This is a genomic window from Streptomyces sp. RLA131, assembly GCF_056270125.1.
In genome coordinates this window covers 4,307,678-4,324,114 of sequence record NZ_JBWDOQ010000002.1, presented here as the reverse complement: position 1 = coordinate 4,324,114, position 16,437 = coordinate 4,307,678, and the positions used below count along the sequence as shown (strand labels likewise).

Genomic DNA, 16,437 nt, shown 5'->3' with positions numbered 1-16,437 from the left:
GCCGCTAGCGTTCCCCGCATCGTCGCAGCGAGACCGGGACCCACCGGTTCGAACTGTGCTGATTCCAGGACGGCGGAAGGTGGGGACCGGTGGGTTGGCTGTCGGCGGGCGACGGGTACGAAGTCGCTCTGGTGGAGGGGCGGGTGGCCGCGAGGGCCACCTCGGGGCGAGCGGCCGGGCGGCAGTTGAAGTCGCTGCCGAAGGCGGTACGGGAGCACCCGGAGACGGACCGGCTGCGCAAGTTCGCCGAGTGGCTGGACCGGCACGCCGCCGCCTGCGTGACGCAGGTGGACGCCTGGATGGTGTCGTCGCTGCCGGTGCCCACCGGACTGCTGGCCCGGGTGTGGCCCGACGAGGCGTGGCAGAACGCGCTGCGGGACCTCGCCGTCGTCGGGGACGACCCGGACGAGGTGGGCTTCCTGCGGGACGCGACGGAAGCCGGTGAGCTGCGGGTGGTGAATCTCGACGGCGAGACCGTCCGGCTCTCGCCCCGCACGGTGACGCTGCCGCACCCGGTGCTCCTCCCCGACCTGGAGGACCTGCGGGAGTTCGCGGCGGAGCTGGGAGTGACGCAGCGGGTGGAGCAGATCCACCGGGCGACCTGGCACAAGCCGGCCGGCCTGGCGCCGACGGTCACCGAGATACGCGAGTTCGCCGGCGGCAGGTACGACTCACGGTTCGGGCTGGCCGCGCGGGCCACCACGCTGGGCTACCGGGTGTCGGGGGGCTACGCCACCGGCAAGGTCCGCGACGGCGGGCGGACCGTGGAGCCGGCGGTGTGGATCGGCGAGCCCTACTGGGACGGGGACACCGAGACCGGCGGGCTGACCTGGAGCGACGAGGACGGCCGCACCCTGCGGGCGGCCGAGGTCGGGCCGGTGGCCTGGTCCGAGGGGATGCGCATGGCGGCGGCGCTGTACGCCGGCCGCAAGGTCGAGGAGGGCAAGGGCGCATGAGCGACACCCAGACGCAGGGACAGCCCGGCGGCAGCACCGCCGGACTGCTGCTGGCCGGGGCGGTACTGCCGCCGGGTACCGAGGGGGCCGGTGAGCGGGCGGTGCCGCTGACCGCGCGGGCGTACCGGCATCCGGGGCTGGACGGCCGGGTGGTGGTGCGGCTGGTGGCGGAGGAGCTGGGGGCGGCGGAGGACCTGGCCGTGGGCTTCCTCGGCCTGGTGCCGGACGGCGAACCGGCCGGGGTCGGCCTCGGTCTGCGGCAGTCGCTGGGCTTCCCGGAGTGGGTGCTGGTGCACCATCCGCAGGACGGCCACCACGCGCTGGGCGTCGTACCGGAGCTCGACCGGGTGGCCCGGCAGGCGAAGTCCAAGCCGAAGGCGGCGCTGGACGCCTACCAGCAGCTCGCCGGTCAACTGGCCGCAGCCGTACCGCACTTCCTGCCGACCTTCTACGAGCAGGCCGGCCGGGTCTTCCTGGGTGTGGAGAACGCCCAGTACGCGGCGCAGATGTTCACCCGGGCCCGCAGGTCCGAGGCCGAGCACGGGCTGACGGTCGACGAGGACCGGCTGGACGCGGTGTTCCTGGAGTTCGCGCTCGCCGGCGCGCTGCCGGTGAAGGTGCTGTCGGGGTACGCGAAGGAACTGGCCGCCCGGCTGCCCGCGGCGGAGGCGTTCCAGCGGTTCCGGCGGCTGTGCGTACGGCGTACGGCGGGCGGGCTGCAGCCGTCCGCGCAGATGGCCGGCGACCTGCGCCGGCTGGCGAAGGCCGCGGGAGCCGACCCGGTCGCCGAGGAGGGGGCCTACCTGGCCGAACTGCTGGGCCTGCCCGCCACGTTGCGGGCCGGGGCGGGCTGGTGGAAGGCCCACCGTCCGGCGCTGGTGGCGCTGGCCGCACGGGAGCCGGAGATCCGCGGCAAGCTGCTGGGGCTGATGCCCTCCGCCGGCGACCAGGAGCTGACGGGGCTGTGGCTGGAGGTGCTGGAGGGGTCCGGTGCCACCGCCGGGCTCTGCGACGCCGCGCTGCCGCAGTCGCAGCGCCCGGCCGACGGTGCCGCCGGCTGGCTCAGGCGGTTCCTGGAGTTCCGCGGTTCCGGGTGGCGGCAGCGCGGCCGGCTGCCCGGGCTGTACCCGCTGGTGGAACGGATGGCCCCACTGCTGCGCGCCGAACTGGCCGCCGACGGGGGCACGTTGCCGGTCACGGAGTCCGATGTGGACCTGCTGGACCTGCTGCTCGCGCTGGGCGTGCCGGTGGCCGACCCCGCGGAGCACACCGTGCTGGCCCTGGAGGTCTGGGCCACCGACGAGGGGCAGCGCGATCTGACCGCGCTGGAGGCCGACGCCCGGTTCCGGCCCGCCTTCCGGCACGGCGCCGAGCGGTTCCGCAACGGCCAGGACTGGGAGCGGGCCCTGCGGCTGCTGGCCCGGTCCCCCGGCGGGCGGCCCATGCTGGCGGAGTGGGTGGGCGAGGTCGCCAACCGGTTCGCCGCCGTGGGCCTGCCCCAGCTGCCCGAGGCCCTCAGCCGGCTGACGTGGCTGCCGGGCGAGATCCTGGCCCTCGCCGAGGACGAGGTGCGCGCCGCCGTCGGCACCGACCTGGCACCGGTCCTGGTACGGACGCTGCGCAACGGGCTCCTCGACGAACTGGTCTGGCCCGCCTGGGAGGAGGCCGCGCAGGCCCTCGTGGCGCAGAAGGACATCGACGACCTGGTGGTGGCCGACGCCTGGCCGCATCTGATCGCGTCCGGCGCCTCGCAGGTCAGGGTGGTCGGCGCCGAGGGCACCGTCCTCACCCACGACCTGCGGATACCGGCCGGGGACCGCCACGGCGATCCGGGCTGCCACTACGTCGACGGCGAACTGTTCGTCTACTGGCGGTCCCGGGCAGCCGACGGCGCGCTGCGCGGCTACTGGCACGCCACCGCCGACCGACAGCAGTCCGTCGAGGGCGACAGCCCCCGGGGCACCAAGGTCAACTGGCTCGGCGACCTCGGCGACATCACCCTCCCGCTGCCCGCCGGCGGCCGCACCACCGGCGGCGGGGTGCTGCACCGGGGGGACACCGTCGTACCCGACGAACGGTCGGTGATCAGCGACGGCACCTCCTTCTGGGTGTGGGACCGGGACGGCGAGGACCACACGACCGACGGCTGGTACGAGTACGACCCGGCCACCGGCGAGTCCGGCCGCAAGGGCATGCCCGCGTTCCTGACCGACGCGACCCGGGGCGCCCCGGCGGGGAGCACCTTCCATTCCGGCTGGCTGCTGCCGGCCCCCGCCGCGCCCGTCTCCGACGCCGCTGCCGTCGGTGCCGCTGCCGTCGGTGCCGCCGCCGTCGGCGCGGCCGGCGGACTGCTCGGCTGGCGCCTGGTGGCACTGCCCGACGGCTCGCTGCGCGGCGAGGACCCGGCCGGGAACACCGTCACCCTGCCGGCCGGCGCCGGCCGGCCGGTGCGCGCGCTGGTCCTGCCCGGCTCCGACCGGCCACTGGCCGTCGTCGCGAGCGCGTACAGCATCAGCCTGACCGACCCGGACGGCATCGTCACGGCCGTGGCCAAGACCGACAACCAGCCGGGGACCTTCGCGGCGGGCACCCTGGTGCTGCCGCCGCTGCGCTACTGGCACTGCCTGCGCCCCCGCGACCCGCAGGGCTCCCTGGCGCTGCGCGCGATCGACCGGGACACGGCAGCCGCGCTGCTGTCGGCCGCCGTCGCGCGGCGCGCCACCACCGGCGAGCCGGACACCCTGCCCGCCGTGGTCCGTACGCTGCTGCCGCAGGTCGGCCATGACGCGCTGGTGACCGGCATCGTCGCGGTGCTGCGCTACGCGGCCGACCAGCAGGCCGCGCTGGACGCGGCGGCCGAGCGGCTCACCGTCCAACTGGCGGGCGGCGCCGACGAGGACGGGCCGCTCGCCCACTCCGACAAGGTGCTGCAGGCGGCGCTCAACGGCTTCACCCGCGACGCGACTCTCGCGAACTACCACCCGGACGACCACAGCGTGCTCCGCCAGCTGCGGGTGGCCGGACAGGCACTGCGGAAGGATCCCGGGCCCGACCCGGCGGTAGACCACCACCTGGACGGCCCCGCCATGCCCGCCGCCCGGCTCAACTGGCAGCTGCTGGCCGACAGTTGCGCGGCGCTGGCGGTACGGGCCGCGTCGGCGGCCACCCCCGACGAACACCGGGACGCGCTGCACGGACTGCTCGGCGAGCTGGACACGCTGGGCGTGGCCACCGCCGGCGAACCGGCCCGCTGGCGGCGCTTCCGGCTGCGCCTGGACAACAGCCTGTTCCTGCAAGCCGACGGCACCCGCCGGGAGGGCAACTGGCTCGGGCAGCTCCGGCTGGACGGCGGCGCCTTCCTGCTCGTCCTGCTCGGCAGCTCCCAGGAAAGTCACCACACGTTCACCGCGCTCTTCCACGATCCGGCCGGCCGCTTCGAGGTCCCCGCCCCGTACGTCGTGGAGTCCTCCTCCCCGGTCGGCGAGCCACGGGAGGCGGGCTGGCTCGCGGCGTTCCGCACCGAGCTGGCCGGACGCGGCCCGGCACCCTGGTTCCCCGAGGCCGCCGAGGAGTTCGCCCGGCTCACCGGCGTCACCCCCACCACGGCCCGGCTGGTGGTGGCCGGCCTGCCACAGATCGACACCTGGGAAAGGAACTTCCTCACGCCGGCGGCCCGTGCCACCATCGGGGTCAAGCAGGCGGAAGCCGCCCTGGCCAAGGACGGGCTGAGCTCGGTCCCCGCGGACGTCCGGCGGGACGTCGTGGCCGCACTGCTGCCGGCCGAACCGGCACGGCTGTGGACCCAGGGCCCCGACGTGGCCGCCGCCGCCGAGCTGTGGAACACCAAGGTGGGCCTGCGGGCCGCCGTCCCCGAGGCGCTGCTCGCCGAGGCCGTACGCGCCGTCAGGACCCAATGGGCGGTGAGCCGGGCACTGCCCGCACTGCTCGACCCGGCCGCGGAGCCCCGGCTCAGCCGCGACCTGGCATGGGAGGTCCGCCGGGACCGCGTCGTGCCGGTCGGCTCGGACACCAGCGGCTTCAACGCCGAAACCCTGGTCTCCGCCGTAGCCCTGACCGCCTGGCTGGCCCACCGGCTGCCGGCCGGCGACCCGGTCCGGGCAGAGCTCCCGGCGGCCCTGTCGGCCGTACGCGACCGGCTGGCCGCCCCCGGGCTGATGCTCGACCTCGGCGACTACGTCAGCCTGCCCGACTTCCGCGAGGTGGCCGGCGCCCCCACCGAGACCGGCGAGGGCTACGAGCGGTACGGCGCCGTCATCATGGCCACCGCCGACGACCAGCCCGTACCCGGCATCCGTACCTCGCTGCTGGACACCGCCGGCCAGGACCCGTACCTGCCGGTGCTGCGGGCCGGCGACCAGCAGCCGTTCCCCGCCGAGACCGCGCTGCGCACCGCCCGCGACCCGCGCTTCGCGGCGTTCCTCGCCGACCCCGGGGACCCGGTGGCCGGCGAGCGGGACCCGGACGGCCTGTGGTGGCCGCAGGACCCCGCCCGGTCGGTACCCGACCTGGTCGGCGAGGCGGCCAAGGAGTACGGCATCGGGGAGGACGCCGCCGTGCTCTACCTGATGCTGCTGGCGATGCCGGACCCGACCGACCGCAACACCGCGCGCTGGACCAGCCGGCCGCAGCGCCGGGGCGGGGCCGCCCGGCTCAAGGCCGCCCGCGCCGAACTGGCCGCCACCGACCTGGTGGTCGAGGCCACCCGCACCCGCGCCGGCCGCTCGCTCTTCCTGCCCGGCGGCTGGGTGGACCCCCGGTCCCCCCGCCTGCCGCTGGAGCAGTGGAAGCTGCCGCTGTACGACCTGGTCAGCGGGGAGAGCGCGGTGCTCGGGGTGCTCGTGCCCGCCGAGCCCGCCGCCGACCTCTACCGCAGGGCCTGGCAGCGGGTCCGCGAGGGCGACGGCCCGCGCTTCGAACAACTCAAGGTCCGCCGCGCCCGGCGCCGCTGAACTCAGGCGATCGCGGCCACCGCACCAGGCGCGTGCCCCCGTAAGGCATCCGCTCCGTAACAGCCGGCCCTACCTAGGAACCGAACCCCATGACGCTCACGGAACAGGCGACCGCCCTTCCGGCCCGGCAGACACTGCGGGCCGAGGAACGCTTCGCCACCGAACTCGCCTTCCTGGCCGCCCACGACGACGGCCCGCGCCCGCCCGGCTGGGCGCTGACCCCGCGCGCCGTGGTCACCTTCATCTGCGGCAGCGGCGGCGAGACACTGCGACTGGCGAAGCCGCACGAGTCACTGCCCGCCCGGCTGGCGATACCCCCCAAGTTCGTCGGCGAACGCGCCCTGGTGGAACGCTGCGTGGTCACCCTCGCCGGTGAGCGCGGGCTGCTGCTCGTCGGCGAGCCCGGCACCGCCAAGTCGATGCTCTCCGAGCTGCTGGCCGCCGCCGTCTGCGGCACCAGCGCCCTCACCGTGCAGGGCACCGCCGGCACCACCGAGGACGCGTTCCGCTACGGCTGGAACTACGCCCTGCTGCTCGCCCAGGGGCCGACCCCTCAGGCGCTGGTCGCCTCCCCGGTGCTGACCGCCATGCGCGATGGGCGGGTGGCCCGGATCGAGGAGATCACCCGCTGTCTGCCCGAGGTGCAGGACGCCCTGGTGTCGATCCTGTCCGACCGCAGGCTGAGCGTCCCCGAACTCACCGGTACCGCCGACGCGCAACTCGCCGCCGTCCCCGGCTTCAGCGTCATCGCCACCGCCAACCTGCGCGACCGGGGCGTCTCGGAGATGTCGGCCGCCCTCAAGCGGCGCTTCAACTTCGAGACCGTCCACCCCATCGCCGACGCCGACGCCGAGACCGCCCTGGTACGCGGTCAGGCCACCGCCGCCGTACAGCGGGCCGGAGCCGCGTTCGGCGTGGACGACGCCGTACTGGACGCGCTGGTCACCGTCTTCCGCGACCTGCGCTCCGGCCGCTCGGCGGAGGGCTGGGACGTCGAACGCCCCGGCACCGTGATGTCCACCGCCGAGGCCGTGCAGGTCGCCGCCTCCCTCGGCCTGGCCGCCGCCTACCTCCCCACCGGGGACGTCCTCGACCTCGTACCCGGGCATCTGCTCGGCGTCGTGCGCAAGGACGACCCGGCCGACCACGGAAGGCTGCTCGGCTACTGGGACGGCCCCGTCCGGCGCCGCGCCGAGGACGGCTCCGCGATGTGGCGCCGGCTCTGGGACCTCCGGGAGAACCTGCGTTGACCGCCGATCCCCGGGAGGCCGTCGCCACGCTCGCCGCCTCCACGCAGCCGTACCTGCTCGGCGTACGCCACCACAGCCCGGCGCTGGCCGTCGTGGTGCCCGCCCTGCTGGACGCCGCCGGCGCCGAGGTGCTGTGCGTCGAACTGCCGGCCGACTTCCAGCCGTGGCTGCCGCACCTCGGCGACCCCGAGGCGGTGGCCCCGGTGGCACTGGCCGGTGCCGGGGAGGACGGACGGCTGGGCTTCTACCCGTTCGCCGACTTCTCCCCGGAGCTGGCCGCGATCCGCTGGGCCCGCGAACGGGGCGTGGAGGTCCTCTGCTGCGACCTCCCGTTGTCCGATCCGGGCTGGTCCGGTCCCGAGGCCGCGCCCGACCGCACCGACAGCCCCTTCGCCGACGGCCTCGCCGCCACCGGCACCGGACGCGACGGTGACGACCTATGGGACCGCGCCGTCGAGGTGCTCGCCCCCGGCTGCGTCCCGGAGGCGGTCCGCCGCGCCGCCCTCGGCGTCGGCTGGGCACACCGCCAGGACGCCGAGGCCCGCGGCGGCGTCCCCGCCACGGACCTGGCCCGCGAGGCCCACATGCGCCAGGTCCTCGCCGACGCCGCCACCGACGGCCGCCGCGTCGCCGCCGTAATAGGCGCCTTCCACGCCCCGGCCCTGCTCGGCCACCCGGCCCATGACCCGGCGGAGCCCGCCCGGCCGCAGCCCGGCGCGGCCGCCAACCCGGCACAAGCCGGAAGCCTCCCGCACGAGGCCGCAGGGCCAGGCAGCAGCCCGGCACACCCCGAAGACCCGGCCCGCCAGGCCGGCGAAGCCGCCAAGGCAGAGCCCACAGCCGCCAACCCGACGCAGCCGAACGGGACAACGGCACACCCCGGCGCGGCGCAGCCCGGTGCGGCCGGAGGGGCGGGGGCTGTCACCTCGCTTGTGCCCTACGCGTTCGACCTGCTGGACTCGCGGTCGGGTTATCCCGCGGGCATCCGCGATCCGCGCTGGCAGCAGGCGGTGCTCGATGCGGGGGGCGAGCCGGGGCGGGTGCGGGACGCCGCCGCGCGGGCGATCACCGATGTGTGCCGGGCGCTGCGCGGCGCCGGGCACACGGCGGGCACCGGCGAGGCGACCGAGACGCTGCGGCTGGCCTGCGACCTCGCACGGTTGCGCGGTCTGCCCGCGCCGGGCCGGGGGGAGCTGCTGGAGGCGGTGACCACGGTGCTCGGCCAGGGGGAGCCGCTGGGCCGGGGCCGTGCGCTGGCCCGGGCGCTGGAGACGGTCATGGTCGGCACCGCCCGGGGCCGGATCGCCCCCGGTACCCCCCGTTCCGGGCTGGGCCCGTCCGTCGAGGCGGAGCTCGCCGCGCTGCGGCTGCCCTGCCCGGACAGTCCCGAGGCCCGTGAGGTGCGTCTCGACCCGCTCAGGTCCGGCCTCGACGGCCGGCGGGAGATTCTGCTCCAGCGTCTCCAGGTGTGCGGCGTGGGATACGGCGAGCCCGTCGAGGTGGCCGGTACGGGGGACGGGGCCGCCCTCACCACCCGGTGGCGGCTGGCCTGGACGCCCTCCGTTCCCGCGCGGCTCGACCTGGCGGGCGTACGGGGCGTCGACGCCGCCCAGGCCGCCGCCGGCACGCTGCGCGACAACCACCGCCGTGCCTCGGCCGACGGCGGGGTCACCTGCGGGCAGCTCCTCGGCGGGCTGCGCGCGGCGGCCCACTGCGACCTGCCGGACCTGGTCGCCGACCGTCTCGACGAGGCCGCCGACGTACTGCCCTCGACCGCCACCCTCCCCGAACTGCTGGACGCCCTGGACCTGTTGGAGGCGTTGCGCCGGGGGCACCTGCCCGGTGCCTCCGCCGAGGGCCGGCAGCGGGCCGCCGGGCTGGCCGTGACGCTGCTGGACGCGGCCGTCCGCGCGCTGCCCGGCCTGGCCGGCAGTGACCAGCCGGACGACGCGGCGGCCCTGGTCGCCCTGGCGGCCCGGGCCGGTGAACACCGCCTCGGGCTGCGGATGGACGACGCCCTGGGCACCCTCGCCCGCACCGGCCTCCCGCTGGTGCAGGGCGCGGCGCTGGCGGCCAGGGTGCTGCTCGACCTGGACGGCCCCGACACACTGGGCGCGCGCGCCGCCGGCTGGGTCGACACCGCCACCGGTCCGGACGGGCGGCAGCGGCTGGCCCGGCTGCTCACCGGTCTGCTCACCGCCGCCGGGCCCCTGCTCCAGGCGGCCCCGGCGGCGCTCGGTCCGCTGCTGGACCGTATCGACCACCTCAGCGACCAGGGCTTCCTGGAGCGGCTGCCCGCGCTGCGCGGCGGCTTCGACACGCTGTCCCCGGCGGGCCGCGACCGTCTGCTGCACACCGTGACCGAGCATCTGGGCGACCGGCCGGACCTGACGCTGGCCGCCCCGCCCGAGCTGATCGCCCTGTGGACGGCGGCGGACGCGGCCGGGCTGGCCGCGCTCGACGCGCTGCGGCTGCCGGTCGTCCCGTCGGCCGCCCGCGTTACGGGTCCCACACCGGAGGCCGTACAGCCCGAGGCACCGGCGGCACCGGCGGCACCGGCGGCACCCGCCGCGCAGGACGCGGCACCGCGCCTCGCCCCCGCCGACCGTTGGCGGCTGCTGCTCGGCCGGGAGACCGAGCGGCTCCCGGCCGGCGCCCGCCGCTACGCGCACGCCCTCGACGAGCTGTACGGGGCCGGGCGTGGCGAGGGCGCGGCCGGCCTCGGGCCGGGTCGCGGTGACCCGGCCGGGACCGGGGGCGGCCAGGGCGGGTCCTTCCCCACCGCCCGGGAGTGGGCGGAGGAACTCGACGCCCTGTTCGGGGCGGATGTACGGGAGGAGGTGCTCGGCCGGGCCGCCGACGCCGGCCGCACCGATGTCCTCGCCCAGCTCGACCCGGCCGCGGTACGCCCCTCCGTCGAGTTGCTGACCTCGGTTCTCTCCCTCGCCGGGGGGATGCCCGAGCAGCAGCTCACCCGGCTGCGGCCGCTGGTCCGCCGGCTGGTCGACGAACTCGCCCGGGAGCTGGCGACCCGGATGCGCCCGGCCCTGACCGGGCTCGCCACCCCGCGGCCCACCCGCCGTCCCGGGGGCCGGCTCGACCTGCCGCGCACGCTGCGGGCCAACCTGGCCCACACCCGCCGGCTCGACGACGGCCGGACCGTGGTCGTCCCGGAGCGGCCGGTGTTCAGCACCCGTTCGCGCCGCGAGGCGGACTGGCGGCTGATCCTGGTGGTCGACGTGTCGGGCTCGATGGAGGCCTCCGTCATCTGGTCCGCGCTGACCGCCGCGGTCCTCGGCGGTGTGCCCACCCTCTCCACGCACTTCCTGGCCTTCTCCACCCAGGTGATCGACCTGACGGACCGGGTCGCCGACCCGCTCTCCCTGCTGCTGGAGGTACGGGTCGGCGGTGGCACGCACATCGCGGCCGGGCTGGCCCATGCCCGTTCGCTGGTGACCGTTCCGAGCCGCACGCTCGTGGCCGTGGTCAGCGATTTCGAGGAGGGCCGGCCGCTCGGCGGCCTGCTGGCCGAGGTCCGTTCGCTGGCCGCGTCCGGCGTCCATCTGATGGGCTGCGCCGCCCTGGACGACACCGGGGCGCCGCGTTACTCGGTGCCCGTCGCCCGGCAACTCGTCGCCGCCGGAATGCCGGTGGCCGCCCTCAGCCCTCTCGCCCTCGCCCGCTGGGTGGGCGACCGCCTTCGCGGAGAACCCCGATGACATCTGCCGCCATGACCGCACAACTCCCGCCGGTGGCCGCCGATGTGACCGCCTCCGCCGTGGAGGGACTCACCTCCCGGCTGCGCCGGAAGCTGGACGCGACCACCGAGCTCTACGCCACCGTGCCGGTGACCGCAGGCACCGACGCCGGCACCGTCCGCGTGGTCTGCGGCGAGGACGCCGTGGTCACCCTGGCGCCGGGCCCGTCCGGCGCCGTCACCGACGCCGGACAGGCCCGCTGCACCTGTCTGCTCGCGCCCCGCTGTCTGCACCGCGCCGCGGTCCTGGGCGCCTGCCCAGTCGCGGAACCGGCTGCGGAACCGGCCGGGGAACCGGTCGCGGGACCGGCGCCCGAAGCAGCACCCGAACCGGCGCCCGGAGCGCCGGCCGCGCCCACCGCTGCGCCCACCGCCGGGCCCACCGCGGCCCAGACGGCGGCGGCGTCCGGTCTGTGGGCGGCGGCCGCGGCCGTGCTCGCGGCCGGGGTGCCCGCCGCGGGCGCGGTGCCGCAGGCCGAGCTGTTGCGGGCCGCCCACACCGCCCGGCTGGCGGGCCTGCACCGGGCCGAGGCCGCCGCGCTGGGCGCCGTACGCGGCCTGCGTGGCGCCCGCGCCCGCCACGACACCCACCGGCTGGCGGACCTGGCCGCCGCCCTGCGCGAACTGCTGCTCGTCGCGGGCCTGCTGGCGGCCGGCGACCCCGACCCCGCCCTGATCGGCACCGCCCGCCGCAGCTACCGGCCGGGCGGCAGCCTGCGCGTCCACGGGCTCTGCCGGGAGCCGGTGATCAGTGCCACCGGTTACGCGGGCGTGGTCACCCATCTCCTCGACGAGGACGGCCGCTGGTTCTCCGTCGCCGACGTCAAGCCCGGTGGCCCGGCCCGCGCCCGGGGGGCCGCCACCGCGCCCGTCGCCCTGGGGGCAGCGGCGCTCGACCACTCCCAACTCGCCCGTGGCGCACTGCTGGTGGCCGGTGCGACGGTCTCCCCGGACGGCCGGCTGGGCTCCGGCAAGGGAGTACGGGCCACTCCCCTCACCGGCCTGTCCTGGTCGTCGGGGCCGGCCGCCGCGCTCTTCGCCCGGCCGGCGGCCGAGGCCGTCGCCGACCTGCTCTCCCCGGCCGCCGAGCGGAACGGACGGACCCGGGAACTCCTCGGCTGCGACGTCCTGGTCATCGGCGCATCCGGCGACCAGCTGCTGGTTCGCGAGGCGAACACACCCGGCGGCCGGGGCCCCCTGATCCGCCTGATCCCGGCCGACGGACACCCCGACCTCGCCCACACCGCCAACCTGCGGCAGCTCGCCTCCCGCCCCGGCCTGCGGATCCGGGTTCTGGGCCGGCTCGACCCGGACCGGGCGGCCACCCTGCGGCCGCTGGCGGTCGGCCCCGTACCGGACGGTGAGGCGACGCTGCGGCTCCCCGCTCAGTGGCTCGGCCGGGCCGACCTGGGCTACGACCGGCTCCAGGTCTCGCATCTGCCGTCCCGCCAGGAGTGCCCCCCGCCGCAGACGGCCGCCGGGCTCGACCTCGACCTCGACCCGCTGGCCGACTCGCCGCTGTGGCGGGTCCGGCGACTGGTCGAACTGGCCGTCGCCGGGGGCCGCCGGGCGGTCGCCGAGCCCGCGCGCGACGGCGACCTGAACCGTGACGGCGCGGCGCTGCGGCGGACCGGGTTCCACGCGGCGGCGGACCTCACCGCGGCTCTCACCGCCGAGGCCGACCGCCGCACCCGGGACGTCTTCGGCCGGATCGACGATGCCGGCCCCGACCGCTACGCCTCGGCCTGGCTCGCCGCGGCCGTCCATCTCACGGCCACCGAACGGGCCCTGGTCCGCGCCACCTGGCACCCCCGCCGGGAGGTCACCGCCCCTTAGCCGCTACGAGGCGACGACGGCGACCGGCGCGTCCCAGTAGCTGCGGTCCACCGTGATGGTGTAGCCGGCGCGGGTCTCCTTGCTGTTGACCCGGTACTGGTGGCCCCGGCGGTGGCCGGTCCACAGCGTCGTGGCGTACGGCCAGTCGGTGGTGGTGGTGCGGTGGTCGTCGTACAGCGCGTACCAGAGGGCGTCGGGCAGGTCCGTACGGTCCTTGGCGTTGGCGACGGCGGCGGCGCTGGTGCTCTTGAAGCCGTAGAAGCCGGCCCAGTAGTGCTTGGCGTGCACGGCCTTGTCCCAGGCGCGGACGTAGGTGAGGACGGAGCTGACGCAGGAGGCGTTGGTGATGTCGTACGCCTCCATGTCCAGGTAGACGGCGCTGCCGGCCTTCATGCCGAGCGCCGCCGCCTTGGCCACCGCGTCCGCGCCGTCCGTGGCGCCCAGCGAGGCCGCGTTGGTGGCCGAGATGCGCTCGGGGTTGGAGCTGGTCTGGCACGGCGGCTGGGCGCCCACGTACAGCGGGATCAGCTTCCAGCCGGTGGCGGTCACCGTCTTCACCCAGGACGCGGTCAGGTTCGGCTGCGCGCATCCCCGGTTCTTGCCGCCCACGTACACCGCGGCGGCCCCGTAGAAGCCGGTCGTCCAGGCCTTCATGGCCGACACCGAGGGAGCCGTGCAGGCGTCGAAGGCACGCCCCTTGTAGAGCGTCGGCGCCGGGGTCGTGGTGGCCGAGGCGGCGCTCGTCGTGCTGGTGGCGGCCTCGGCCGTCAGGGCGCCGCCGACGAGCAGCGCGGCACCGCCCAGCGCCCACGCGACATAGCGGTGACGCTTCGATATTCGATGGCTGGACACATGACCCCCACGAACCTGTTGCGGAAGAAGGCCCGAGGGAACCGGTGTGCCCCTCCGGGACGGCTCACGCACGATAGCCGAGCGCACAGCGGCCCGGCGGAGCAGGGGTCAGCTCCCGGCGTCGAGGATGACCCGGGCCACCAGTGCGGGGTCGTCGTTCATCGGCACATGACCGCACCCCGGCAGCCGCACCAGGCGGGCGCCGGGGATGACGCGCTTGGCCCGGACCCCCTGACGGCGCGGCAGGACCCGGTCGCGGGTGCCCCATGCCACGGTCACCGGGAGGTGCGGGACGTCGTCGGTGAACAGCGTCCCGTGCCCGGCGGCGAGCGTCTCGTGGAAGGCCGTCGCGTCGCGCAGCGCCAGTGTCTCGGCGACGACCGCCTCGGGTGAACGCCGCCCGGGCCGGGCGTAGATGGTGCCGGTGAGCGCCGCCCGCCCGGCCGCCGTACGGGACAGTGCCCCGACCACCGGCAGCGGAAGCAGCCGCGAGCCGCGCCGCATGGTGAGCAGCAGGCTGTACGCGTAGCGGAACTCGCCCTTCGTCCAGAATCCCGCCGGGGACAGCGCGGTGACCGACCGTACGAGCTTCTCCCGTCCCATCGCCAGGGCGAGCAGGCCGCCGAGGGAGTTGCCCGCGACGTGCGGGCGCTCGATGCCCAGCGCCCGGCACAGCCCGCCGAGCGCGGCGGGCACCGTCGCCAGGTCGTGCGCGGCTCCGTCCGGCAGCGCGGGCGACCGGCCGAAGCCCGGCAGGTCGACCGCGATCACGTCACGTTCGGCGGCGAGCAGGCCCATCACCGGCTCCCAGGCCTGCCAGTGGTGGCCGATGCCGTGCAGGAGCAGCAGCGGCTCACCGCGGCCCCGGCGCTCGTACTCCATGGTCACGGTGCGTGGGCCCCGCGGGGTCGCGATGCTGAAGGAGATCGTCTCGGGCATTCTGCTGGTCCTCGTCCTCGGGTGCCACGGCATCCACGGCATTGATAGACAGAGCGTCAGCAACACATACCCCCCAGTAGCTTCCCTGGCAAGAGCCGTCGCCGGACCGGGTGCGGACCGGGGCCGGGATAGGGTCGGGCGGATCTGAGAGGAAGCCCGACATGCGGTCCTACACCATTGGCCAGGCGGCACGGCTGCTCGGCGTCAGCCCCGACACCGCCCGCCGCTGGGCCGACGCGGGGCGGGTCGCCACCCACCGGGACGAGGGCGGCCGCCGGCTGATCGACGGCGGCGACCTGGCCGCCTTCTCCGTCGAGATCGCCCGGGGCGCGGAGGGTGAGGACGAGGTCTCCTACACCTCCGCCCGCAACGCCTTCCCCGGCATCGTCACCGCCGTCAAGCTCGGTGACGTCGCCGCCCAGGTCGAGATCCAGGCCGGTCCGCACCGGCTGGTGTCGCTGCTGACCCGGGAGGCCGTCGAGGAACTGGGCCTGGAGGTCGGCGTGGAGGCCACCGCCCGGGTGAAGTCCACCAACGTCCACATCGACCGGGCCTGACGGCACCTTCTACCCGGCGGTGGACGAGGCGGAGGGGGAGGCGGAGGGGGAGGCGCTCGCGGCGCCGAGGAACTCCGCCCAGCCGCCGTAGGGCGCCTGGCCGGGGCCGAGGGTGCGCAGCCTGGCCAGAACGGCGGGGTCCTGGACCTCCAGCCACTCCACCAGCTGCCGGAAGGACACCAGGCGGACGTCGTCGTGACCGGCCATCCGCTCGATGGCCTCCTCGACGGCGTCCATGTAGATGCCGCCGTTCCAGCGCTCGAAGTGGTTGCCGATGAACAGTGGGGCGCGATTGGTGTCGTACGCGCGCCGGAAACCGGCCAGGTAGGAGTCACGGGCCTGGACGCGCCAGGCGTCGTAACGGGAGCGGTCGCCCAGCGGGTTGGCGTTCGACTGGTTGGCCATCATGTTGTAGTCCATCGACAGCACCTGGAAGGAGTGGCCGGGGAACGGGATGGACTGGAGGGGGAAGTTCCAGATCCGGCCGCCCTGGACCTTGCCCGGCCACATCTGCAGGCCGCCGGGGGAGCTGGCGTCGTACTTCCACCCCAGCTCGGCGGCGACGGGCAGCAGGTTGGCCTGGCCTTCGAGGCAGGGCGTACGGGCGCCGATGAGCTCCTTGCCGTAGTCGAAGGGCAGCGGGTCGAGATCGGTGAAGCCGGTGTTGGTCCGCCACCGGGTGACGAACTTCTTCGCCTGGTCGATCTCGCTGCGCCACTCGGCGGACGACCAGTTGCCGACCCCGTCCGGGCCGCAGAAGTGGCCGTTGAAGTGCGTGCCGATCTCGTGGCCCTCCCGCCAGGCGGCGCCGACCTGCTTGAGCGTGGCGTGGATGTGGCGGTCGGCGAGATAGCCGATGGCGGAGGCGCCGACCGGGTGCCGCGGGGGACGGTAGAGGCTCTTTTTGGACTCGGGCAGGGTGTAGATGCCGCTGAGGAAGAAGGTCATCGACGCGCCGTGCTCGGCGGCGACCTTACGGAACCGGGAGAAGAGGTTGTTGCTCAGCTCGCCGGCGCCGTCCCAGGAGAAGACCACGAACTGCGGCGGACGCTGACCGGGCTTCAGCCGCTTCGGCTTGGGCTGTTTCGGCTGCGCTCCGGTGTCGGCGGTGGATCCGTCGCCGATCAGCTTTACGGGACGGGCGATCACGCCGCCACCGCGACCGGTCGTACCGGCGCTTTCCCCGGAGGAACCGCCGCCGGCCCGTCCGGGGGCGGAGCAGCCGGACAGTGCGCCCAGAGCACCCGCGGAGGCGGTTGCCGATGCCGCTGCCGTCAGCAGCCGCCTGCGAGATATGCCGCTCATGATCTTTCCCCAGTC

9 protein-coding genes are annotated in these 16,437 nt (G+C 75.7%); 6 read left to right on the top strand and 3 right to left on the bottom strand.

Going from position 1 to position 16,437, the window contains the following annotated elements; genetic code table 11:
- Positions 1–89 precede the first annotated feature (89 nt).
- The 5 genes from RWE79_RS20590 (at position 90) to RWE79_RS20570 (ending at position 12,769) form a co-directional block, all read left to right on the top strand.
- The gene (locus tag RWE79_RS20590; protein WP_475941538.1) at positions 90–956 is read left to right on the top strand and encodes a DUF4132 domain-containing protein; all 867 of its coding nucleotides are present in this window, start codon (positions 90–92) and stop codon (positions 954–956) included.
- Positions 953–5,926, top strand: coding sequence for a DNA-binding protein (locus RWE79_RS20585; protein WP_475941537.1), 4,974 nt, complete (start codon positions 953–955; stop codon positions 5,924–5,926). Before RWE79_RS20590 ends, RWE79_RS20585 begins: the two co-directional genes overlap by 4 nt.
- 89 nt (positions 5,927–6,015) lie before the next feature.
- Positions 6,016–7,176, top strand: coding sequence for an ATP-binding protein (locus tag RWE79_RS20580; protein WP_475941536.1), 1,161 nt, complete (start codon positions 6,016–6,018; stop codon positions 7,174–7,176).
- Positions 7,173–10,895 carry a DUF5682 family protein gene (locus tag RWE79_RS20575; protein WP_475941535.1) on the top strand — a complete coding sequence of 1,241 codons (3,723 nt, stop codon included), beginning with the start codon at positions 7,173–7,175 and terminating at the stop codon, positions 10,893–10,895. The genes RWE79_RS20580 and RWE79_RS20575 overlap by 4 nt, the downstream gene beginning before the upstream one ends.
- Positions 10,896–10,906: 11 nt before the next feature.
- A complete protein-coding gene (locus tag RWE79_RS20570) occupies positions 10,907–12,769 on the top strand; it encodes a hypothetical protein (protein WP_475941534.1) in 1,863 nt (620 codons plus the stop codon).
- Positions 12,770–12,772: 3 nt separating this feature from the next.
- Here RWE79_RS20570 and RWE79_RS20565 read toward each other — a convergent pair whose 3' ends face one another.
- Both RWE79_RS20565 and RWE79_RS20560 read right to left on the bottom strand, forming a co-directional pair.
- The gene (locus RWE79_RS20565) at positions 12,773–13,621 is read right to left on the bottom strand and encodes a glycoside hydrolase domain-containing protein (protein ID WP_475941533.1); all 849 of its coding nucleotides are present in this window, start codon (positions 13,619–13,621) and stop codon (positions 12,773–12,775) included.
- Positions 13,622–13,729: 108 nt separating this feature from the next.
- Entirely contained in the window at positions 13,730–14,560 is an 831-nt protein-coding gene (locus RWE79_RS20560; protein ID WP_475941532.1) for an alpha/beta fold hydrolase, read from the bottom strand.
- Between the two features lie 161 nt (positions 14,561–14,721).
- Here RWE79_RS20560 and RWE79_RS20555 point away from each other — a divergent pair, with 161 nt between their 5' ends.
- Entirely contained in the window at positions 14,722–15,117 is a 396-nt protein-coding gene (locus RWE79_RS20555) for a TOBE domain-containing protein (protein WP_475941531.1), read from the top strand.
- Between the two features lie 9 nt (positions 15,118–15,126).
- Here the strand turns inward: RWE79_RS20555 and RWE79_RS20550 are convergent, their stop codons facing one another.
- The gene (locus RWE79_RS20550) at positions 15,127–16,422 is read right to left on the bottom strand and encodes a polysaccharide deacetylase family protein (protein ID WP_475941530.1); all 1,296 of its coding nucleotides are present in this window, start codon (positions 16,420–16,422) and stop codon (positions 15,127–15,129) included.
- Positions 16,423–16,437: the final 15 nt, after the last annotated feature.